This window comes from Thermostilla marina, assembly GCF_054657455.1.
Window position 1 is genome coordinate 4,176,175 of record NZ_BAAHYR010000001.1, and the last position, 21,559, is coordinate 4,197,733.

General features: G+C 60.8%; 17 protein-coding genes and 1 tRNA gene. 6 read left to right on the forward strand and 12 right to left on the reverse strand.

Annotated features, from left to right (window positions below):
* Positions 1 to 65: 65 nt before the first annotated feature.
* Together ACYQ2I_RS15105 and pilM are read right to left on the reverse strand one after the other, a co-directional pair.
* A complete protein-coding gene (locus tag ACYQ2I_RS15105; RefSeq protein WP_460167860.1) occupies positions 66 to 1,910 on the reverse strand; it encodes a hypothetical protein in 1,845 nt (614 codons plus the stop codon).
* A 144-nt stretch (positions 1,911 to 2,054) separates the two neighbouring features.
* Positions 2,055 to 4,694: a type IV pilus assembly protein PilM gene (pilM, locus tag ACYQ2I_RS15110; protein WP_460167861.1), complete on the reverse strand. Its 2,640-nt coding sequence runs from the start codon at positions 4,692 to 4,694 to the stop codon at positions 2,055 to 2,057.
* 492 nt (positions 4,695 to 5,186) lie between these two features.
* Here pilM and ACYQ2I_RS15115 point away from each other — a divergent pair, with 492 nt between their 5' ends.
* From ACYQ2I_RS15115 to ACYQ2I_RS15135, 5 genes are all read left to right on the forward strand, one after another.
* A complete protein-coding gene (locus ACYQ2I_RS15115; RefSeq protein ID WP_460167862.1) occupies positions 5,187 to 8,090 on the forward strand; it encodes an alpha-mannosidase in 2,904 nt (967 codons plus the stop codon).
* 169 nt (positions 8,091 to 8,259) lie between these two features.
* Positions 8,260 to 8,946 carry a (d)CMP kinase gene (cmk, locus tag ACYQ2I_RS15120; protein WP_460167863.1) on the forward strand — a complete coding sequence of 229 codons (687 nt, stop codon included), beginning with the start codon at positions 8,260 to 8,262 and terminating at the stop codon, positions 8,944 to 8,946.
* Between the two features lie 24 nt (positions 8,947 to 8,970).
* Positions 8,971 to 9,633 carry a lysophospholipid acyltransferase family protein gene (locus tag ACYQ2I_RS15125; RefSeq protein WP_460167864.1) on the forward strand — a complete coding sequence of 221 codons (663 nt, stop codon included), beginning with the start codon at positions 8,971 to 8,973 and terminating at the stop codon, positions 9,631 to 9,633.
* A 349-nt stretch (positions 9,634 to 9,982) separates the two neighbouring features.
* Positions 9,983 to 11,887 carry a 30S ribosomal protein S1 gene (locus ACYQ2I_RS15130; protein ID WP_460167865.1) on the forward strand — a complete coding sequence of 635 codons (1,905 nt, stop codon included), beginning with the start codon at positions 9,983 to 9,985 and terminating at the stop codon, positions 11,885 to 11,887.
* A gap of 403 nt (positions 11,888 to 12,290) precedes the next feature.
* Entirely contained in the window at positions 12,291 to 13,133 is an 843-nt protein-coding gene (locus tag ACYQ2I_RS15135) for a sigma-70 family RNA polymerase sigma factor (protein ID WP_460167866.1), read from the forward strand.
* Between the two features lie 19 nt (positions 13,134 to 13,152).
* On the opposite strand, the gene bshB1 is transcribed toward ACYQ2I_RS15135, so the two are convergent.
* On the reverse strand, positions 13,153 to 13,851 hold the full coding sequence (gene bshB1 / locus ACYQ2I_RS15140; protein ID WP_460167867.1) for a bacillithiol biosynthesis deacetylase BshB1: 699 nt from the start codon (positions 13,849 to 13,851) through the stop codon (positions 13,153 to 13,155).
* A 279-nt stretch (positions 13,852 to 14,130) separates the two neighbouring features.
* Between bshB1 and ACYQ2I_RS15145 the strand changes: the two genes are divergently transcribed.
* Positions 14,131 to 14,204 (forward strand) — tRNA-Val (locus ACYQ2I_RS15145).
* Positions 14,205 to 14,331: 127 nt separating this feature from the next.
* Here ACYQ2I_RS15145 and cobK read toward each other — a convergent pair.
* From cobK to cbiQ, 9 genes are read right to left on the reverse strand one after another with little or no spacing between them, the layout of a single operon-like run.
* Entirely contained in the window at positions 14,332 to 15,135 is an 804-nt protein-coding gene (gene cobK / locus ACYQ2I_RS15150) for a precorrin-6A reductase (RefSeq protein ID WP_460167868.1), read from the reverse strand.
* Positions 15,132 to 15,851 carry a precorrin-3B C(17)-methyltransferase gene (gene cobJ, locus ACYQ2I_RS15155; RefSeq protein ID WP_460167869.1) on the reverse strand — a complete coding sequence of 240 codons (720 nt, stop codon included), beginning with the start codon at positions 15,849 to 15,851 and terminating at the stop codon, positions 15,132 to 15,134. The genes cobK and cobJ overlap by 4 nt, the downstream gene beginning before the upstream one ends.
* Complete coding sequence (locus tag ACYQ2I_RS15160) at positions 15,845 to 16,618, reverse strand: cobalamin biosynthesis protein (protein ID WP_460167870.1); 774 nt, start codon at positions 16,616 to 16,618, stop codon at positions 15,845 to 15,847. Before ACYQ2I_RS15160 ends, cobJ begins: the two co-directional genes overlap by 7 nt.
* Positions 16,611 to 17,366, reverse strand: a complete 756-nt coding sequence (gene cobM / locus ACYQ2I_RS15165) for a precorrin-4 C(11)-methyltransferase (RefSeq protein ID WP_460167871.1) — start codon at positions 17,364 to 17,366, stop codon at positions 16,611 to 16,613. Before cobM ends, ACYQ2I_RS15160 begins: the two co-directional genes overlap by 8 nt.
* Complete coding sequence (gene cobI / locus ACYQ2I_RS15170; RefSeq protein WP_460167872.1) at positions 17,363 to 18,094, reverse strand: precorrin-2 C(20)-methyltransferase; 732 nt, start codon at positions 18,092 to 18,094, stop codon at positions 17,363 to 17,365. Before cobI ends, cobM begins: the two co-directional genes overlap by 4 nt.
* Positions 18,091 to 18,795 (reverse strand): precorrin-6y C5,15-methyltransferase (decarboxylating) subunit CbiE, encoded by a 705-nt coding sequence (gene cbiE / locus ACYQ2I_RS15175; RefSeq protein WP_460167873.1) that lies wholly within the window; start codon positions 18,793 to 18,795, stop codon positions 18,091 to 18,093. The genes cobI and cbiE overlap by 4 nt, the downstream gene beginning before the upstream one ends.
* Positions 18,768 to 19,859, reverse strand: coding sequence for a cobalt-precorrin-5B (C(1))-methyltransferase CbiD (gene cbiD / locus ACYQ2I_RS15180; protein WP_460167874.1), 1,092 nt, complete (start codon positions 19,857 to 19,859; stop codon positions 18,768 to 18,770). Before cbiD ends, cbiE begins: the two co-directional genes overlap by 28 nt.
* 35 nt (positions 19,860 to 19,894) lie before the next feature.
* Positions 19,895 to 20,779, reverse strand: coding sequence for an energy-coupling factor ABC transporter ATP-binding protein (locus ACYQ2I_RS15185; protein WP_460167875.1), 885 nt, complete (start codon positions 20,777 to 20,779; stop codon positions 19,895 to 19,897).
* 8 nt (positions 20,780 to 20,787) lie between these two features.
* Positions 20,788 to 21,558 (reverse strand): cobalt ECF transporter T component CbiQ, encoded by a 771-nt coding sequence (gene cbiQ, locus ACYQ2I_RS15190; RefSeq protein WP_460167876.1) that lies wholly within the window; start codon positions 21,556 to 21,558, stop codon positions 20,788 to 20,790.
* Position 21,559: the final 1 nt, after the last annotated feature.

Here is a 21,559-nt window from a genome sequence, read left to right on the forward strand (position 1 = left end):
TTCAAGAAAACTTTGGACAGAAAACGCGTCTTGAAAATCGAATCGAAACAACGTACTCCGATGATCTAATTGGTCGGTGCCGGCGTTCCCGGAGCGGTCGGCGACCCTCCGGAAGCTCCCGGCGCGGCAGGCGGTGTTCCTGCCGGGCCCGGTACGGTAGCGCCGGGGGCAGGTGCTCCGGGCGTCGGCGTACCTGCGGGTGCGGCAGCCGCAGGCGGAGCCCCCGTTGCAGGACCGGCGGGCGGGGCCGTCCCCGGTGCAGGCCCGGTCGGAGCAGCCGGGGTGCCACCGGGCACACCTGCCGGTACGGGCGTCGCTTCCGGCACGTCATTGTCGGGATTCGTGTCGGACTCGGTTCCTGTTCCGAGCTTTTCCCGATCGGGCGGGTTGAAGATGTAAATGATTCCTTCGACCTCCACACGCAGATCGTACGGCGAATATTCGCCGCCGAGCTGGTTGGTCACGTCGCTCATACCGCCCATTCCGTACCCGCTGCCGCCTTCGTATTCACCTTCACCGTATCCGCCGTAATCGGCACCATATCCACCGCCATAACCGGCACCGTAGCCGCCCCCATACTCACCGTACCCGGCCGCTTCGTAACCGCCCTCACCTTCGTAGCCGTATTCACCTTCACCTTCAGCGCCTTCGGCACTCGGCAGCCGTCCCAAATTGGCCGGTACGGTCTTTTCGGGCCGAATCGCCACTCGCGTCACCCGCACGGGCATACTCGAGTTGGCGCAGTTCACGAGCAACCGATCGATGCGGCGCTGATCCATGATCAGCCGTAAGTAGACGGGCATCATCTTGAATTCGGCAAAGGGTGGATCGCTTCCCGGCGGGACGGGGTTCCCGTCGGCATCCACGTAACGTGCCCTTTGCTGCGGCAGGCCGTATCCTGGCGGCCCCATCATCTCGCCGCCCTCGCCGCCTTCGTACTCGTACTCACCTTCCCCTTCGTAGCCGGAGCCCATCATCGCAGCGCCCGATCCTCCCGGCACGGCACCGGCCGAAAACAACACGCTCCGCCCCGATTGGATTCGCTGCGCGGCATCCGGACCGATCGAAAGCTCTTCAATTTTCTTGATCGCCGCGTTGTGGAAACCGGTAGCCCCTTCGTTGGTATCACGAATCACGCGAAGCAAGGCCTCGTAGACCCACAAGTCTTCTTGTGCGTCCCAGATTGTCTGGGAATCGGGCACGCTTTGCCACGCGAACCGGCTCTTCAGCAAGCCGATGCTGGCCGGATCCCATTCCACCGTGCCGACCATTTCTTGCGAGGTCATTCCGGGGGTCCCATACTCACCACCGTATTCCCCCTCTCCTTCACCTCCGGTGTAGGCCTCGTAACCGGTAGCGCCCGGATAGCCGCCGCCGTAGCCGGGGTACCCCCCGCTGTAGGCCCCGCCTGCGGTCGGTCCCGAGTCCAGGGACACGAGTTCTTTAAGATCTTGATCTTTGCGATGCCGCAGGTCGATGATCTCGAACAACGTTGGAAAATGATCCTCGATGAACGTCATATACTCTTCCCGGGCGAGCTGCGGAATCTCATCGCCCGGCCGCAAACTCTCAATCATCCGCCGAAACTGCGGACTGAGGGCCTCGGGCCAACGGTTCTTCGCCTTTTGCACGCGGTAAAGAAAATCCCACGCCGAAAGGACCTCGGCCTTGAGCAATTCGACTTGCTGCGAAGTCGCCTGAATGACGCCCGGGTTGGGCGTGCCCGGCCCGATTGCGGCAACCTGCGACTTGAGTTGCTCGAGCTCACTGATGCGTGCTTCGTAATCGGCAGAAACCTTACGATAGCCCAGGAACCAGAACACGATCCCCAACACGAGAGCGACCGTGATCAGAATCCAGAAAAGAAAGTGCTTGTTTTCTTTGGGAAGGAAAAGTTTGATTTCGTCCATGGCGGACCTCGTCGGCGAAAAGCTCGCTTAAGCGACGCCTAGGGCGTCGATAGGATGTTCGCGCTCAAGCGACGCGGTCTGAAATACAGTTCAACCACGTGCGCTTCCAAGTTTTCTCCAGCTAGCTCGATTGTCTCGGTCATGTCACGTGCCGGTTGGGGGCACCGGACCACCGGGAGGCGTCACGGGAGCTGCGGGCCCGCCACCGGCAGGCGGCGTCGGCGCACCCGTCGCAGGCCCTGGTACCGTTCCAGGAGCCGCAGGTCCCGTTCCCGACCCTGGCGGCGCCGCCGCTCCACCACCGGCTCCGGTCGGAGGCAGCGTTCCCGGTGCCGCAGGGCCGCCAGGCAGATTCCCACCAGGCACCGGTTGCGGCCCGGTCGCGGGCGCAGCCGGACCGGCACCCGGCACCGCCGGACCGCCGGGGACATTTCCGCCCGCGGCGGGTTGCGGTTGTGTCGCCGGTACACCGGCCGGAGGCGCGCCGCCTGGAGTCCCGGCAGGGGCGCCGGCCCCTGGGGCGGTAGGTGCGCCGGGCGGGATCCCGGGCTGACCCACAGGAGGTGCAGCAGGCATGGCTGCGGCAGCTGCGGCTGCCGCTTCGGCCGCCGCGCGCCGGGCTTCCGCTCGTTCACGCGGCGTCTTCGGAATCCACGCAAACTGTACGATGAAGCGAAAACGCCGTAGCGTAATCAGGTTGGTCGGTTCACCGGTCGCTCCTTCTTCGCCGGATTCTTCTTCCCCTGCCGCGGCTGCCGGCGGAACACTCGTCGGCCCCGCGCCGGGCACCCCGGGCACCGTCGCCGGTTTCGGCGGCGGCGCGTTCGGATCGGGGACCATGATCTCTTCGACCCGCCCAGGGTTGATCAAGCAAGGATGACTGATCCCCAGTTCCTTCATCGTGACCACTTCGTTACCGAACTGAATCGAAGCAGTCTCGAGGTTCTTGATCAGTGTTTGCCGAACGAATTCCGCACCAAACCGTTCGCGTTCGGTAGGCGCGTTGTGGAAGTGATGGGCGGTGATCTGAATCAGGTATCCTTCCCCCTCGGGCCCGGGAATCTCTTCCTCGGTGCTCGTTCCCGTCGTACCGGTCGCACCGACGCCGGCCGGAGGAGGCGTCGGCGCCGAAGGGACCCCGGCGGGCGAAACCGGCGGCGCGACGGCATTCGGGTCGGCGGTCGCCGGATCGACGGGCGCACCGACGGCCGGGGTTGCAGCGGCCATCGGCTGGTACCACTTTTTCGCCAATTGCCACCAGGTCGCCAAATCGGCAACCTTCTGGCTTTGAATACTGTCGACAAAAATTACTTCGCGCTGGGAAATGTCTTCAGGCTCTTGGCCGGGCGGATCGCTCGGCAAGCATCGATTGACGGCCGCCAACAGCTCAAGCCACAACAGCCGTCCTTCGACGTTCTCGGTGACGTTTTTACCCAGCGTGTCGATTCGGTCGAACTCCCCCTCGACCGTCGTGAGTTGGCTCTTGTAATTGTTCGCCCGCTCGATCACCGCCTGGGCTGCCTGCTCGGCCGAGCCGAACACCTTCGGCGACACTTGCGAAAGAGCCATCGAACGCAGGGCAAAACTGAGCGCCAGGCCGGTTAAGACGGTCGCTGCGCCGGCCAAACGCCACGGTTTCTTGGCCCGAATCGCCCGCTCGCGGACGATCTCGTCCGGCAGCATGTTGATCTTCATCGCCGCCAGATCGATGCCTTGCAGGGCCAAACCGAAACTCACGCCGAAGCTGAGTCGGTGCTCCTGGAAGACGGGAGACGCCGTTACCTCGGGGCCTTCGAGTGTTTCGAAATCCTCGGCCAATTCGACCGGCACACCCAACCCTTGCTCGATGAATTTCCGCAGCCCGGGTAGTTGGAACGTACTACCGACCGCGATGGCGCTTTCGATCTTGGCTGCCCGGTCGATCGTCGTGTAGTAGCCGATCGAGTGTTGAATTTGCGCCAAAAGCTCGTTGAACACCGGCCGCATGGCCTGGAAGGCCTGTTTCGGGTCGGGAGCCGTGTTGATATTTTTCTTGAGGTGTTCCGCCTTCGAGAAGGTGAGCTTCAGCTCTTTGCTCAACGCCTTCGTAAAGCTCGTCCCGCCGACGGAGATGTTTCGCTGCCACACGCGGAAACCGTTGGTCACGACCAGGTCGGTCGATTCGGTCCCCACCGAGACGATCACCGTCGAGGGCGGCGGATTGTCGGGATCGTATTCGTCGGGCGGCGGCAAATCGCGTAGTTTGTCGAAGCGGATGAAGTTGTACAGTGCCAGGGGCGTCAACTGAATGATGTCGACCTCGACCCCCACCGCTTGAAGCGGCTCCAAGGCCGCTATCACCTGGTCTTTTTTCAGTGCGAACAACCCGATTTCTGGCTCGATCGCAAATTGCGACTCGCCGACGTCGGCATCCATCCGCTGGAATCGCCAAACGACGCTGTCCAGATCGTACGGGATCTGCTGCTTCGCCTCGAAGAGAACGATATTCGGGATTTTCTTGGCCTCGACCGGCGGCAGCTTGATGAACCGCGCCAAACCGGCTTGTCCCGGAACGGCGACGGCAACACGAGTTCCGCGAACGTCGTTGCGCGACAAGAACTGCTGCAAGGCGGTCTCGACGAGGGTTTCGCGCTCGGCCCCGGGCTGCGAGAGCAGCATAGGGTACTCGATGAAGTCGAAGGCGTCGGCCACGACCTGTCCGGGCATGTTGCCGGGACGCAATCGAATCGCCTTCAACGCTGCATTCCCAATGTCGATACCCCAGGCTGCATCGATCTTGGCCATGAAGAAAATCCTCGAATGAATCGCTGATCCGTGAACGGGAGGGAGACGGTGACAAGCACGAGAAGAAAACAGCCGCCCTACCCGGTGGAAATCGGCCCGTCAGAAATACTTACGAGATTAGGAACATTCGTTACGGGATCCGCTATTTTTCCTAACCTCCAATGTATCGACGCCGACCCGCACATGTCAACTAACAACCCCTCCGGAAGCAGGGGGCAATCGCCCTCCCACCTTCACCCCTTTTTGCCCTGTTTACCGCGAAAACAACGACCACCTCTTCGGTGTCGACAATATAGTATTGCATCTTGCAGCGGTTCGCTCGCCTGCCTGCGGGGTCCCGTACCGATTCCGGGCGAGCGGGCTATCCTCGCCGACCGCGCTCGCCGACGGCGGTAACACCGCCCGCTGCGTGGTATCATAGGGCGAACGGTCTGCTACAAAAGCGTCTTTCGAGGGTACCCTCGCCGACGAACGAACGAAAGTCGATTTTCCATGCAACGATACGAAAAACTGGTCGTCCTCCTTCCCTGCTATAGCCTGGAAGACTTCGATGTCAGCCGCAACGACGAAGACGCCGACCAGCTTTTGGCTGCTTGGGCCGGCTTGTTTCACCCGGTGTTGATTCAGGCGAGCGGCGAAACTCCGACTTGGGATCGGGCAAACGATCCGCCGGTCGGTATCGAAAAAGCCGTGATCACCATTCCCGACTGCTCGCTGGCGGAACTCTCCGGCGGTTGGCTCGACGATCACAATACCGAAGCAAATCTGATCCTCCGCGGATTCGCCGATCTCGATGAGCTGCTAGCCCGGCTTCACGAGCGATGGCCTGATCCCTTTCCCGCGGTCGATCCCGCGCTGGTCGAGGAGTTCTTCGCCCTCGGCTATTGCTACCTTCAGGTGGAGCTGTTGACGCGACAATTGCGCTACATGAGCAACCTCGACGAAATCCGCTTTCGCGAGGAGTTGACCAAGGCAGCCGGCGCCGCTGTGGAAAACGACGCCGAAACCGCTCTCGCTCACCTTCAGCAATGCTACGACCTGCTCACGGAGGCCCGGGAATATTTTTATCCGGTCGAGGCCCACCTGCTCGACTTGACGCTGGTAGCCCCGACGACGCTGGGCAGCGGACTGGATGCCGAGTTGGACGCCGGCCGGTGCAACATGATGTTCCCCGTCGATTTGTGGGAACGCATCGCTCAAGACTATCCCGAAACGCTCGCCAAGATGCAAGAAAACGCCGAGCGAGGGACGTTTTCGGCCGCGATCGGCAGTCGTGGTGAACCGCCACTGCCGTTGATGCCCGCCGACGCCGTGGCCCGCTCGCTGGCAGATGCCGCGCACACCGCCGCCGAACTTCTGCCCGATGCGCCGGTCGTACTCGGACATCGTCGGTACGCGCTGGCTTGCTGGTTGCCGGGCCTTGCCGCTCAAATCGGCAGCAAAGGCGTCTTTCATTTTGCGTTGGACGACGGCATCTTCCCGACGGGCAACCAGAGCAAGATTCGCTGGCAGGGACTTGACGACACCGAGGTCGCCGCGCTGGCTCGCGTGCCGTGCGACGCCTCGCGGCCGTCCGAATTTCTGCATCTCGCCCAGACGCTGGGCCAGGCAATGGACCTGGATCACGCCTCGACGGCGGTCTTCGCCCATTGGCCGAACGGGGCTTGCCGGTGGTACGCTCTGCTCCGCCGTGGTTGCGAGCATTCGCCGGTATTGGGCAGTTTTCTCACGTTGGCCGAGTATTTCCGCACGACGCAATACGTCGGAGCAAAAACGAAGTACCCACCGACCAAGTACCGCACGCCCTATCTGCGCCAGGCCGTCGAGGCCCAACAAGTCGATCCCGTGTCGCGTTGGGACGCCTATCATCGCTTGCACGCCTCATTGCAATCCGCCCGGTCGTGCCTGGTCATGGCCGCCGTCGCCGCGCAGACTTGGAACGACTCGATGAAGGCACTCGATGCGACGATCGACCGGCTTGCAACCGCGCTCGATCGGGCCGTCGATAGCCCTGCTGAAATGCCGGCTCTCGCGGAGTCGGTCGACGACGTTTACCGAAAGAGCCTCGCTTTGGCGGCCGAGCATCTGGTGGGAAAACAGCCGAAGGAGCCGAATTCCGAAACGGCGCCCGCGGTGTTGCTGATCAACCCGCACTCGTTCGCACGGCGCACGACGTTCGACAACCTGCCGCTGGAATCCCCCGCAGCAACCTCCGAGATCGTAAAAGCAACGGGCGAGACCGACCGCGGCAACGGCGCGGTGGTCGATATTCCCGGAATGGGATTCAGCGTGCTGCAACCGGGCGGAACCGAGTCTCGGCAATCGAAACCCAAACGCAAACGCGGTCTTCTCGCTTCGCTGTTCGGGGCGTCCGAAGACGACGACGGCCTGATCGCCGCCGAACTGGCACTGCGCAACGAGTTCTTTCAGGTGCAAATCGACGAACAGAGCGGCGGCATTCAAGGCGTGTTCCCCTTGCCGCAGGGCCGAAACCTGTTCGGCCAGCAATTGGCAAGACGAAAGCCACGGCCCAAATCGCCGGGTATCGAAGAAGACGATCCCGAACGCCATTACACGCGGATGGTCGCCGAGAAAATCCGCGTCGTCGAAAGCACCGAGTTCTGCGGTGCGATCGAATCGAAAGGACGCTTGTTGGATCACCTGGGCGAAACGGCGGCCCGGTTCCGGCAAGTCGTCCGCGTGTATCGCGGCGATCCGCTCATTCGCTTTCACGTCGAGCTGGAACCCGAGAAGATGCCTGAAGGCGATCCCTGGGCGAACTATTATGCCTTCCGCCTCGCGTGGCGCGACGAAACGGCCGACGTCTTCACCTGCCAAGGCGGCGGTTTCAAAGTACCGGGCGATACCACGCGAATCGAAAGCCCTCGCCTGGTGCATATCCGTGGTGCGAAACACGGAATCTCGCTATGTTGCGGCGGCCTGCCCTATCACCGCAAGATCGGCGTGCGACGACTAGACACGATTTTGTTGACCGCGGGAGAGTCGCGCCGCGAATTCGACCTGGCAATCGGGTATCACTTGCGTTACCCGGTCCAAGCAGCCTGGGGAACCTTGACCGAACCGATCGCCGTTCCCTTGTCGAGCGTTCCTTCGACGACGGCCGGTTGGCTGTTCCACATCGACGCCCAAAACGTGATTGCGGCCTCGTGGACACCGTGGCTGGAGGACGGGCGACTGGTCGGGGTAATCGCCCATCTTCAAGAAACCGAAGGAAAACGCGGACAAGTCCGCTTGCGTTGTTGCCGGCCCGTCAAGAAAGCCGCACAGCAAGACCTCTTGGGCAACGACATGGAAGAACTGACCGTCGAAGACGATGCCGTCGTCGTGCCGATTCGACCGCACCAATTCATTCGCACGGCCGTGCGACTGTTTTAGCCCCCGAATTCGGATGCGGCACGAACGCCGTGCCCGACGCGAAAAAGGAACCGCCCCGACTGACGTCCTGTTTCCGAATCGCTAGAATCGACGGTCGCCGTGTTGATCGACCGCTTCGACGGTCTTCGCCTGTTCACGTTCGTTTTCTTTCGACCTCGTAACGACGCCGATGATCGTGACTATCGACGGACCGGCCGGTGCAGGAAAAAGCACGGTCGCCAAGCGCACCGCACGCCGATTGGGGTTCGACTACCTCGACACCGGTGCCATGTACCGGGCGGTCGCGCTGGCCGGTATGCGGGCGGGTGTCGACTGGAACGCGCCGGAACAACTCGAAGCGTTATTGCCGAATCTCGACATCCGTTTCGACGGCGACCGCATCCTGCTGAACGGAGAAGACGTCTCCGAGGCCGTTCGCACGCCCGAGGTAACCGCCGTCACTCGGTTTGCCGCCGATAACCCGAATGTCCGTGCCGACCTGGTCCGGCGTCAGCGAGAAATCGGCGCAAGCCGAAATCTCGTCACCGAGGGCCGCGACCAAGGCACGGTTGTGTTTCCGGATGCCGAATGCAAAATCTACCTTTGGGCATCGCCTGAAGAACGGGCCCGGCGTCGATACCGAGAACTGCTTGCCCGCGGCATGCCGACCAGCCTCGACGACGTCCTGCGTGAGATCGTCGAGCGGGACCGCCGCGATCAATCGAGATCGGTCGGCCCGCTGCGCAAACCGGCCAACGCCGTCGATTTGTGCACCGACGGCCTGTCGATCGACGAGGTCGTGGACCGAATCGTTTTGCTTGTGCGGGCGCAAACAACGTCCACCGACGACGAAACGGAATCGCCGACCAAATCATGAGGATCGGGCCGTAGAGGGTTCGCCATGGCCAAGACGAACTACGACGTTCACGTCAATCCTTATTGGTACGGCCTGAGCCGGTTCGTCGTACGCAGCGTGGCTTCCGTCGTCTTTCGGTTTCGCGCCACAGGGATCGAGAACATTCCGCGCGAGGGCGCCGTCTTGGCGGTAGCAAACCACCAAAGCCATCTCGATCCGCCGCTGATTGGAGCGGGCTCGCCGCGGAATATGGTGTATCTTGCGCGGGCGACCCTGTTCGACTTCAGGCCGTTTGCCGCGTTGATCCGTTCGTACGGAGCGATTCCCCTGCGACAGGACGCTCCGCCGGTCACCGGTATTCGCGCCGCCTTGGTGCAATTGAAACAGAAACGAATGCTGTTGATGTTTCCCGAAGGTTCCCGCACCCCCGACGGAGAGATTCACCCCTTCAAGCCCGGATTTGCCGCATTGGCAAGGAAAACGAGCGCCACGATCTTGCCGATCGCCATCGAAGGTGCGTACAAAGCGTGGCCCCGAACGCGTCCTTTTCCCCTACCGGGCAGGGTGCACGTGCACTACGGTGCCCCGATCGCGCCCGATGAATACGCGGCTTGGTCGGAGGACGAACTGACGAACGTCGTCGAACACAAAGTACGCGAGTACTGGGAAATGCTGCGACAGCGTCCCGAATTCCGACGACGGACCTAGCAGAGCACTACACCACCTCTACCCACTCACCCCGGATTGCCCACATTTTCAGAAAATTGGGCCCCTGATCCAGCCTCGACACCGCACCCCCTCTCTCTGGGGGCGCAACACACGGAGAACCCGGCAAAATCGTCGCAACTCCCTGGAGGATCAATTGTTTGGGTTCGGTAGCTCTGCTATACTTTCGGATTCTTCGGTAGCTTGCGGGATTCTCCGTGTGGGCGGAGAACAGGTTACCGAGCGGTCCGAACCTTTCGCATTGCGGAACGTCGACAGCAGGACGCCCGACGGGCATCCTTGACGTTCTCCTTGGCAATAGGTTTCCGATTGTCGTTTTCTGGATGTTTTCATGGTCAACCGTAACCTGATTCGTAGTGTCGACCTGTCGGCGGAAGAGTGGGAAAAGGAACTTAGCGAGGCGATGGCCGGCGGCACCCCCGACGAGCTGGAGTGGGGCGGGGAAGAAATCGCCGTCAACAACATCATCGAAGGCAAAGTCGTCCGGGTCGAAAAAGAATTCGTCGTCGTCGATGTCGGCTACAAGAGCGAAGGCATCATTCCGCTGAACGAATGGTCTGAAGAAGAAGAGCCGCCGAAAGTCGGCGACACGATCGAAGTCCTCGTCGAAGAGCTGGAAAGCGCTTTCCTCGACAGTGACGACTACTACGGCATGATCACCCTCAGCAAGCGAAAGGCCGAGCGAATCAAGGCCTGGATGCGGGTGATGGAGTCGGTCAAGGAAGGCGACGTCGTAACCGGAAAAGTCACGCGCAAGATCAAAGGCGGCTTGCTGGTCGACATCGGCGTGAACGTGTTCTTGCCCGCCAGCCAGGTCGATATCCGCCGTCCTCGCGACATCGCTGAGTACATCGACAAAGAAATTAAGTGCGTCGTGCTGAAGATCGACCAGGCACGGCGGAACATCGTCGTCAGCCGTCGCGCACTGATCGAAGCCGAACGCGCCGAGAAGAAAGCCAAACTGTTGGCCGAACTCGAACCCGGCCAAATTCGCAAGGGAGTGGTCAAGAACATCGCCGACTTCGGGGCGTTCGTCGATCTCGGCGGTCTCGACGGGTTGTTGCATATCACCGACATGAGCTGGGGACGCATCGGTCATCCGTCCGAGATGGTCTCCATCGACGACGAAATCGAAGTCGTCATCCTCGACGTGAACCGCGAGAAAGAAAAAGTGGCGTTGGGCCTCAAGCAAAAGACGCCCAGCCCGTGGGAAGACGTCGAAGTCAAGTACCCCGTCGGCAGCCGCGTGAAGGGGACGGTCGTCAACGTGATGACCTACGGAGCCTTCGTCAAGCTGGAAGACGGCATCGAAGGTCTGGTACACATCAGCGAGATGTCGTGGACCAAGCGGATCAACCACCCCACCGAGGTCGTCCAAGTGGGCGACGAAATCGAAGTCGTGGTCCTGCGAATCGACAAAGAGAAGCAGGAAATCTCGTTGGGTATCAAGCAAACGCAAGAGAACCCGTGGGATCGTGCCGCCGAAAAGTATCCCGAAGGCTCGATCGTCAAGGGGGTCGTCCGCAACCTCACCAATTACGGTGCGTTCATCGAATTAGAAGAGGGAATCGACGGTCTCTTGCACGTCAGCGACATGTCGTGGACGCGCAAGATCAGCCACCCCAGCGAAATCTTGCAACGGGGCCAAGAAATCGAATGCCGCGTGCTGAGCGTCGATCAGAACCGGCATCGCATCGCACTCGGCCTCAAACAACTGACCGAGGACCCCTGGGAACACGACATCCCGCAGCGCTACGCACCGGGTCAAATCGTCAAGGGTACGGTCACGAAGATCACGAACTTCGGTGTGTTCGTGGGGTTGGAAGACGGGCTGGAAGGTCTTCTGCACATTTCGGAATTGGCCGATCACAAGGTCGACAGCCCCGAAGAAGTAGTCAAGGTGGGCGAAGAAATCGAGGTCAAGATTTTGCGTGTCGACACCGACGAGCGCAAGATCGGCCTTTCTCGCAAGCGGGTCGAATGGGCCGAGGAAGATGAAGCTCAAGCCGAAGCTGATGAGCAACAAAAGACCAAACAGCGTCCGCAGGTCGAGCTCAAGGGCGGTTTGGGTAGCTCCGGTCCGTTGATTCAACCGCTGCCCACCCAGGAACCGGAGCCCGAAGAAGCCGCGGCACCGGCGGAAACCGCAGACGAAGCTCCTGCGGCGGAAGCTGAAGCCGAATCGGAAGCGGGCGATCAACCCGCCGACGAAACCGGCGAAGAAAAGGCCGAGTAAAGCTCGCGACCCCAGCGGGCAAATCGTTGCCCGCCCCGAGAGGGAGTCCCTTTCAGGGGACAATTGACTATTATCGCGGACGGAACACCGACCTCGGTTTTCCGTCCGCTTTTCCTTTCTTGCCGCAGCGCAACCGCTTTGCGCCGTTCTTTCGTACGGCAAGTGAACCGCCGCATCCTTTTGCGGACGATTGTTCTGCCGATCCCGAGCGTGTCGATTTCGCAACCTGGACCGATTCTACGGAGACGGCATCTCCAGACGTTCCATCCCATACCAACCACACCACGCGCACATTCTTGCCAACTTGTCATCCATTGCCCCGTATGCAGAACGCTTGCTCCCCCCGCCGATCAGTTGGATACGGAGATGCGAATGCCAAGACTGACCGTATAGTTGAGCTGCCATGACTGTTGCCAAAACGACACGACCGAGCAAGTCGAGCGTTCAAGCTCCGCTGGAAACGTACCTGCGCGAGATCAACGAAACTCCCTTGCTGACCCCCGAAGAGGAACAGGAATTGGCGATCGCCGTCGGCAACGGCGATCCCGAGGCCCGCGACCGCATGGTACGCGCCAACCTTCGCTTGGTGGTCAACATCGCCCGCGGATACACCGGCAAGGGCCTGAGCCTTCAAGACTTGATCGAAGAAGGCAACTTGGGACTGTTGCGGGCGGTCGAAGGATTCGATCCCGCGATGGGAACACGGTTCTCGACGTACGCCAGCTATTGGATCAAGCAGTCGATCAAGCGGGCGCTGATCAATTGCGCCAAGACGGTTCGCATTCCGGCGTACATGGTCGAGTTGCTTTCGAAATGGCGACGAGCGAGCAACCGCCTGGCCGAAGAACTCGGCCGCACGCCGACCCCCGAAGAAGTCGCCCGCGTCCTGGGTGTTCCTCGCAAGAAACTCCCGATCATCAAGAAAGCCATCAAGATCTACAATCTCACCCCGCAAACCGACCAATCGGATCACGGTTGGTCTTTGGGTGAGATGATCATGGACGAGAACTCCCGCTCGCCCGAAGAACAACTTCTCGAGCACGACAGTCTGCAACACGTGATGCGTCTGCTCGACGAGATGGATCCGCGGGAAGCAACCGTTCTTCGCATGCGGTTCGGGTTGGACGACAACCAACCGAAAACGCTCAAAGAAATCGGCCAAAAATTGGGCCTCACCCGGGAACGCGTTCGCCAAATCGAAACCGAGGCACTGCACAAATTGGCCAACGCCTTGGACGTCGATTGACGCCCGCGGCACGGCCGTTTCAGCACAACGAGAGCCCTTCCGTCAGCCCGATCGGTTCGCGGCACGTGAAGGGCTCTCCGTATTTCTTGCCGATCATCCAGCCCATGACCGAAGCAACGTGTTCCAGGCGATCCAGTAATCCCAGTTCTTCCTGCGGACGCCCTTCAAGGAACTGGCTGTGATAGCAGCGAATCGCCTCCATCTTTCGTTCCAGGAACGGGCTGATATCGACAATGAACGCCGGTTGCGGGACGTGTCGCAGGTGCGTGCAGTAGTAGTAAAAGATTCGCTCGGCATAGTGCGGCTCGCCGGTCATGGATGTCTTCGTCAATTTCCCCCAAAACCGAGCGGCCTCTACCAGCGAAGTCGCCGCCGTGTGGTCCGGATGGGCATCTTCCCAATAAGGTGCGAAGATCCAACGCGGTCGCATGCGGCGGAAGACCTCGGCCAGCGCGCGGCGGGCCTCCAACGAGGCCGTCAACGATCGGTTGGGCAGCCCCAAGTTCTCCCGCCAGGTAAGCCCCAGTACCGCCGTCGCTCGTTGAGTCTCTTGGGCACGTTTCTCCGGTGTACCGAAAGGCGTCGGCTCACCATCGGTCAAGTCGACGACGCCTACCTTGAGCCCTTCACTCAAAAACCGCAAAATCGTTCCCCCCATCCCCAACTCGGCGTCATCGGGATGAGGCGCCACCACCAGTACATCGAGCGTCACGTCCATTGCGTGGTTTGATCCTTGTCGTTCGAGACATCAATCGGCCCGTCCAGTCTCTCAGGCGGCCCAGAGCGTTCAGTTTCGCGAATCGAGCTATGGTTCATTATCGCCGCCGCACAACGGAGGGCAATTTCCGGGATCTCGGGCCCGTTGCATCCGTTCGCAGGGGGCGTTACGATGAAATTCCAAGCTCCGGATCGTGGATGGAATGCATTCGCCTTCCGGAAGTATATTCATCCAGCCCCGCAAAGCGGCTTTCCGGTCTGCGATCCGGTCGAAGACTCCGGGCGATTAGCTCAGTTGGTCAGAGCGCCACGCTTACAACGTGGATGTCGGCGGTTCGAATCCGTCATCGCCCACTAGGTTAAAAACACCAGGCTCCAAGCCCCCGTACCGCGGGGGCTTTGTATTGCGCACAATGCCCACTCGAGGTCGAACGGCGTTTTCCATGTCAGGGCGAAAAAGCACATCGGAAACGATGCTTTTCTAGACTTGGGGCGACCGACCACGACAACCGAGGGAACATCGCCCGTCGCCGCAAGCACGTTCGACGGCGTCGATCAACGCGGCAATATCGTTGAAGATCGGTTGTGGACGCGGCGGCCGCTCGATCACCACCACGCGGCATTCCGTCGCCTCGGCGGCTTTCAGCTTGATCGGAACCCCACCTTCAAGTCCGCTGTCTTTCGTCACCAAAACCCCGATCCGTCGGCTCCTCAGTAGGTCGATCATCTGATCATATCCCAGGCTTCCCCGACCGGCCACGATGTCGTCGGCCTTCAGCCCGAGACGACGACACCGCATCCACGATTCGGGAACATCGAGAATGCGAACGACCAATCGCACCGCCCCCCGACGGGCTTCGGTGACATACGGTGCCAGGTGGTTCGTCCCAATCGTCAACAATATGGGATCTTTGAACCTACAAGCCGTTCGGGCAGCCTCCACGTGGTCAACGACACGAATGACAGCCGCCGCCGGTGGAACAGCCGACGGTCGATCGTATGCCGTATAAGGCACACCCGCCTTTTGTGCCGCCGCCGCAGCTTGCCGTGACACTTCCTCGGCATACGGATGGCTCGCATCCACCACGACCCGACAATTGAACTCGCGGATCACACGGACCATTCCCTCGGCGTCCAAGCGACCGATTCGACGCTGTACACCTTGCGGCAGAGGTTCGTTCAGCGGGAGGTCCGTTGCCGTCGACAGTAAGACGGGCATCCCGCGGGCAGCCAATCGGCGGGCGATGGGAAGCGATTCGGACGTACCGCCTATCAGAAAAATCACAGCCGATACCCCCGAGACGTCACGAATCGACCGGACGACAAGACTCGGGACTGCGAGTTTCCCACGATGACGATCGTCCGCATGTCGACTTGTTCCGGATCGATCTCGCCCAACGTCGTGATGCACACTCGTTGCTCATTCGATCCCATCGCCGTAGCGACAGCCACGGGAACTGAAACACTCCGGTAGCGTCGGAGAATCTCCATCGCTTCATCGAACTGCTTCTTCCGACCGCGAGATCGCGGATTGTACAACGCGACCACCAGGTCGGCAGCCGCGACCGCCTCCAATCGCTTTCGGATCGTGTCCCAGGGGATGAGCAAATCGCTCAAACTGATTGCTGCGTAGTCAGCCGTCAGCGGTGCTCCGACGAGAGCAGCCGCCGCGCCGGCCGCCGTCACCCCGGGGACGATTTCGATATCCACTTCCCAGCCCGTTTCGTCGGCCATTTCGAGCGTCAAGCCGGCCATCCCGTAGATGCCGGCGTCGCCCGAGCAGACGAGAGCAACCGTCTTCCCGGCCGCAGCGCACGCAAGCGCCTTGCGACAGCGTTCGGTTTCGTGCCGCATGCCGAACGCATGTGTCTCCTTTCCCGCAATCACGTCGGCAACATATTCCATGTAGCGGCGATAACCGACGATCACCTCACTGGCCCTCAAGGCTGCTTCGGCCCGCGCAGTGCGATCGGCGGCCCCCCCCGGCCCCAGCCCTACCACGAACAATTTTCCTCGGCGATCGCCACCGTGACTCCTTGTTTCTTTATTACCGGTACTAATAGCTTCGTCCTCCTTCCGGCCAGCAACGCCGTCGGTTCGGCGACGGCGGGTAGTCCGACTTTGTCCAACGCGAGTTCCGACACGTTCACCGGCCGCCGACACTCTCGAATCGCCTGCGACGAAATAATCCTGATCGGAACCCCCAACCTGTCGGCTACGCGGCGGATTCCGGGCTCCTCGGCCTTGATGTCGGCGGTGGCGAAAAAGCGAATTTCCTCGCGGCGACGTCCGACCCGCGACAATCCCTCGTCCAAAACGTCCAGAATCGTGTCGGCGGCAACCCCGCGGCGACACCCGATTCCCACGATCAAGGTCTTTGCTGCCTCGGTGGTGGTCGTAATGATCGGTTCAGCCTCGAGAATGTCGGCCACTTGGACGGCAAGACGATTCGCCCCCGCTTCGTGCCCACCTAGAAGGCTGATCACGTAGCGCCCTCCGACATCGACGACGACCACCGGCGGATCGCGAAGTTTGCTTCGAGCCAGCGGGGCGATCGTTCGCACGGCCACGCCGCAGGGACCGATGAACACGATACCGTCGGACTTGCCGAATCGTTCGGCCATCAAGTCGGCCGTACGGGAAAACGTAACCACCCGCTGGTGATCGGTCGCTGAGCGATGCACGTAGATCGTGCAATCGGGTACCCTTTCGGCCACGTATCGTGCCAGGCGCAGCCCGCGTTCCGACAGCGTCACCAGATCAGGCATCGTCTTCCCTCGTTCGGCAACCGTGTTCGAACTCCGGATCGTACAACCGCGAGCGTGTGTTCGTTTCGCCCGGACGGACGATGATCATCGCCGTTCGCTCGATTCCCTCGGCCGCCGTTCGTTCTGCGATGTCGGCCAATGTACCGCGTACGATTTTCTGATCGGGCCACGAAGCGTGATACACGACCGCCGTCGGACAATCGCGACCGTAGTACGGAATCAATCGCTCGGCATGCTCGCGCAAACGGTGCACCGAAAGGAACAAACACAACGTCGCACCGGTTTGCGCAAAGGACTCCAGGGTTTGGCCCGGCGGGAGTGTCGTCCGTCCCTCGGTTCGTGTAAGGACGATGCTTTGACTAATCTCCGGCAGGGTCAATTCCCACCCGAGCGCGGCCGCGGCCGCTTGAAACGAACTGACGCCGGGCACGACCTCGTAATCGATTCCGCGTCGGTTCAGTTCCGCAATTTGCTCGGCAATCGCCCCGTAAATCGCCGGATCGCCTGAGTGCAATCGCACGACGTCTTCGTTTCGTCGCCGGGCGTCCAGAATCACCTCGACAATCTGGGGGAGCGTCATGCCGGCCGAATCGTATCGCTCCGCGTCATGAGGAATGAGATCCAAAACGGCCGGCGACACCAGCGATCCGGCATAGATGCACTTGCGGGCCGATCGCAACAAGGCTTCGGCCTTGCGCGTCAGCAAATCCGGTGATCCGGGCCCGGCACCTACGAAATACACCTTCACGATTTCTTCTCCCGCGGCTTGGCGTGCAAGATCATGGTCGACAAATACCCCACGTCGGCAGCGGCCTGCCGCAAACGTTCGAGATCATGCTCGACGTACTCGTTTTCCATGCCCACGTGGGCCCCGAATACGGCTTCGACCGGCCGGTCCGCAACGGCGACGGATTCGAGAACCTGTGGAAGGCGTTTCCCGATCTTCATCAAGACGACCGTTCCCGAAGCGTTCACGGCCGACTGCAAGGCCTGCGGGTTGTCGGCAGCGGGAAAGATGTGCACCGGCTCCTTGCCGCGGCCCACGGGAAAATGGGCTGCGGCCGCAACGGCATTGAATGCCGACACGCCCGGAACGGTAACGACGTTGAGTTCCGGTACGATTTCCCGCACGGCTTTAAACAAATAGATGTACGTCGAATACAACAGCGGATCGCCGAGTGTGACAAATGCCACATCGTGACCGTCGGCAGTCAGCTCGGCCACCAACAACGCCGCCTTGCGCCACCGGGTTTGCAATACGTGGCGGTCGCGACTCATCGGAAAGACACACTCGTGCACGACGGCGTCCTTCGCTAGATACGTTCGCACAATATTCAGCGCAACGCTGTCCGCCGTTTCCGAGGCTTTCGGTACGACGACGTGACGACACGCGTTCAGGATTGCGGCACCTTTGACGGTGATCAGTTCGGGATCCCCCGGCCCGATGCCGATTCCGTATAGGGTTCCTCGTTTCATGGGTTTGTTTCCTGCTGGTGACACCTGAGTGCCGTTTCTACCTTCGACGGTTCCTGCGAATGCAAGACGTTCGGATCGAGGATCAGCACGATCGATCGCTCGGAAAACCGGCCTCTCCGCAGTCGGTCGAGCGAGACTTCATCGATACGCTCATCGACGGTTCCCAGTTCTTCGCAGACGAATACTCGTCGTTCTCCGGCACGCTCGGCAAATGCAGCGATCGTCGGCCAGGCGCCCGATCGCCCGGCCAATACAGCAATTCGAGAGTACCGCTCGGGCTGCTCGTCTTTCAGGTCGGATATCGACGCATGGGCACTCACAATACGAGCATCCGTCCAATCGAGACCGAACCTCGCAAAGGCCAGCTGCACGGAACTGATCCCCGGAATCACGCGACACCGTTGAAAGCCGAATTGTTCGATCGCCAGTCGGGCGAGGCTGCAAATCCCCGGATCACCCGTTACGAGCAAAACCGTGCGGCGTCCCGCCGCTTTTTGTTCCAACGTTCGTAACGCCTGCCGGTAGTCGCCGTGGAGCGGAAGCCGTTCCTGGTGCGGTTGCGCGTACGCTTCGACCAGCCGCGGCGTTCCCGCGACCACATCTGCTTCCTCGATCACCCGTTTTGCGGCAAAAGTCAGGAACTCTTCGCCTGCCGGTCCGCAACCGACAATATCTATTCGATCGTGTTCGCTTTCGTCCATCTTCCCATCGGTCCGTGATATCCCAATACCTCACCTTGCAAATCGATCAATCCCACGGCGATCGGCACCTGCCCCGACGCGCGTTCGCCGACCCGGCGGGCAATCGTCCGCGCAGTGCGCTCGGCATAGGTTCGACGCTGCTTCGGCTCCAAGCCGGCGAAGAAGCTTTCGGCGGTCGCAACTTCCTTGAAGTCATGCTCCGGAAACAACCTTCGCAATGCCTCGACGGCCGACGGGGAACGAGACGAATGGGTGTCCCAGGCGCCGATTGCCAACTTGGCCAGTTTCCCCGGATGTCCCCAAAGCAACACGGCCGTTGCCGACATATCTTCCAGGCAATCGAAGGCTGTAGACCACTCGTTTCCGACAGAAATCACCTGCTCGTCGGTAAGGCGGTAGAAACGCCGCACCGATTTCTCACCGATGTTTCCCGGAACCAAAACAGGAGTCGTCACGCCGGCCTCTTTTGCCACGGAAAAAGCACAGGAAATCGCACAGCGAAGGGCCCGGCAACTGAAAGGTCGCACTCTGCCCGTGGTCCCGAGGATCGACAATCCGCCTACGATGCCCAACCGCGGATTGAACGTCTTCTCGGCCAAGCCCTCGCCGCCGGGGATCGAAATCGTCACGACAAGTGGGCGTATCGTGACTTCGCGCAGAGCCCGGCAGATCATTTCCCGCGGACCTCGATTGATTGCCGGTTCTCCCGGCGGCATGCTCAGACCGGGCTTGGTCACGGTTCCGACGCCCTCTCCCGCCCGAAACACGATATCACCACCCTCGGCAAACCGCACGATCGCCAAAATTTGTGCACCGTGCGTCACGTCGGGATCGTCTCCGGCATCCTTTCGCACGACGGCAACGCCTCGCCCATCGACCAATGTTGCGCGCTCGACGGGCAACGTCGCGCGGGTTCCGTCGAGCAAGGCCACGTCGACTTCACGAACCTCGCAACAACGACCGCAAAGCACCAGCGCGGCCGCTTTTGCGGCGGCGGCAGCACAAGTACCGGTCGTAAATCCGCCTCGCAATCGCGGTGTTTCCTGAACGTTGCCGTTTGTCATCCGATTCGTCTCGCGAACCTCTCCCCAAATTCGGTTTACTCACGCTCCGATTCACAAACCGGAGTCGTATCGTCGGCGCGACGGTTTCCGAACAACGAATGCAGTTCAGAAATCCCCTCCTCCACCGTCAGCGGTGGCCGTCGCTTCATATCTGCTTCCCTGAAAAATCGATCGAAACATTGCGTGATGTAAGGCGGCCGTAACCCCGCGCGCTCGAGCAGATCCACGCGTCCCAAGATCTCTGCCGGCGTTCCGGCGGCTTGGAACCGACCATCGTGCAACACGGCAACGACATCGGCCACCAGCGGCACGGTATCGATCGAATGCGTAGCCAGCACGAGCGTCATTCCGCAACGACGCGACAAGGAGACCAACAACCGCAAAATCTCGATCTCACCGCGTGGATCAAGGCCTGCGGTCACCTCGTCCAATAAGAGAATTTCCGGTTGCATGGCGAGCACACCGGCCAACGCCGCCCGACGCTGCTCTCCAAAACTCAAACCGTCGATGGAACGCCTCAACAAGTGCGAAGCACCGACCATCGCCAGCGCCGTGCGGGTGCGTTCAACGATTTCGTCGTGCGCAAGGCCGAGATTCCGGGGGCCGAAGGCCACGTCGTCCTCCACCGTCAGACCGAACAATTGATCGCCCGGGTTCTGGAAAAGGAATCCGAGTCGCCGACACCGTGCCGCCGGATCCATCTTCGATACGTTTTCGCCGCCCAAGCGAATGGAACCCTCACGCGGTGTCAACAGCCCGGCAGCCAGCTTCAGGACTGTTGTCTTTCCGGATCCGTTGGCTCCCAACAGCGTGCAAAAACTGCCCCGCGGAACCGACAACTGCGCACCGCGCAACACGGGTCGCGCTTTACGATAGGCGAACGAAACGGCGTCGAATTCAATCGCGACTTGTGGTTCCATCGGTCCGCTCACCAAACTTCGCACGCGATGAACAAGATCGCGGCAATCGAAACGACGGCACAAAACCTCGCCCACTGGCTGATCTCTATTTTCTCGGGCGGCTCGCAACGAAACTCGCCGGTGTACCCTCGGACGACCATCGCGTCGTACATGTCGGCCGATCGAGAAAATGCGCGTACCAAAATCACCCCCGCCAAGCGTGCCAATGAGCGAGTCCCCGTCCTCACCGAGGCATACCCCAGCCTCAATCGTTGTGCTTCGAAGACGCGGACGCCGTCTTCGCCCAGCGTGACGACGGCGCGATACGTAAGCCACACCAGTTCGAGCCACGTCTCGGGAACGCGAAACCAGTGCAGCGCCTTCAAAAGAGCGGGCATCGGCGTCGAGGCGACGAGCAACATCAGCAGAGATGTTCCACAAAACACCCGTGCTGCCGTTCTCACTGCGGCAGCGGTTCCCTCCCGAAACACGCATATTCGCCAATCGCCCGCGCCGAATTGCCAAAGCGGCGACTTCCCTACCATGAAGATTTGCAACGCTGCGACGACCCCGACGGCGACCGAAAGGGCGATGAAACGCCGAGTGATCCTCGCTGCCGGTATCCCAACGGCCCGCAATCCTCCAACCGCAAGCCCCCACACAACCCCTGCAAACAACGGATTCGATGCGTTCAGCGCGGCGACGAGCAACAGGACGACAATCACGATCTTCAGTCGTGCGTCCATTCCAAACCGATTTCGCTCGGCCGAAACCGGCAGATGAAGGTGCCGTCCGCCCATC

Excerpts from the sequence above, each read along its gene's own strand:
- ACYQ2I_RS15105 (WP_460167860.1), bottom strand. The coding sequence starts at position 1,910 with ATGGACGAAATCAAACTTTTCCTTCCCAAAGAAAACAAGCACTTTCTT.
- pilM (WP_460167861.1), bottom strand. The coding sequence starts at position 4,694 with ATGGCCAAGATCGATGCAGCCTGGGGTATCGACATTGGGAATGCAGCG.
- ACYQ2I_RS15115 (WP_460167862.1), top strand. The coding sequence starts at position 5,187 with ATGCAACGATACGAAAAACTGGTCGTCCTCCTTCCCTGCTATAGCCTG.
- cmk (WP_460167863.1), top strand. The coding sequence starts at position 8,260 with ATGATCGTGACTATCGACGGACCGGCCGGTGCAGGAAAAAGCACGGTC.
- ACYQ2I_RS15125 (WP_460167864.1), top strand. The coding sequence starts at position 8,971 with ATGGCCAAGACGAACTACGACGTTCACGTCAATCCTTATTGGTACGGC.
- ACYQ2I_RS15130 (WP_460167865.1), top strand. The coding sequence starts at position 9,983 with ATGGTCAACCGTAACCTGATTCGTAGTGTCGACCTGTCGGCGGAAGAG.
- ACYQ2I_RS15135 (WP_460167866.1), top strand. The coding sequence starts at position 12,291 with ATGACTGTTGCCAAAACGACACGACCGAGCAAGTCGAGCGTTCAAGCT.
- bshB1 (WP_460167867.1), bottom strand. The coding sequence starts at position 13,851 with ATGGACGTGACGCTCGATGTACTGGTGGTGGCGCCTCATCCCGATGAC.
- ACYQ2I_RS15160 (WP_460167870.1), bottom strand. The coding sequence starts at position 16,618 with ATGCCTGATCTGGTGACGCTGTCGGAACGCGGGCTGCGCCTGGCACGA.
- cobI (WP_460167872.1), bottom strand. The coding sequence starts at position 18,094 with ATGAAACGAGGAACCCTATACGGAATCGGCATCGGGCCGGGGGATCCC.
- cbiE (WP_460167873.1), bottom strand. The coding sequence starts at position 18,795 with ATGGACGAAAGCGAACACGATCGAATAGATATTGTCGGTTGCGGACCG.
- cbiD (WP_460167874.1), bottom strand. The coding sequence starts at position 19,859 with ATGACAAACGGCAACGTTCAGGAAACACCGCGATTGCGAGGCGGATTT.
- ACYQ2I_RS15185 (WP_460167875.1), bottom strand. The coding sequence starts at position 20,779 with ATGGAACCACAAGTCGCGATTGAATTCGACGCCGTTTCGTTCGCCTAT.
- cbiQ (WP_460167876.1), bottom strand. The coding sequence starts at position 21,558 with ATGGGCGGACGGCACCTTCATCTGCCGGTTTCGGCCGAGCGAAATCGG.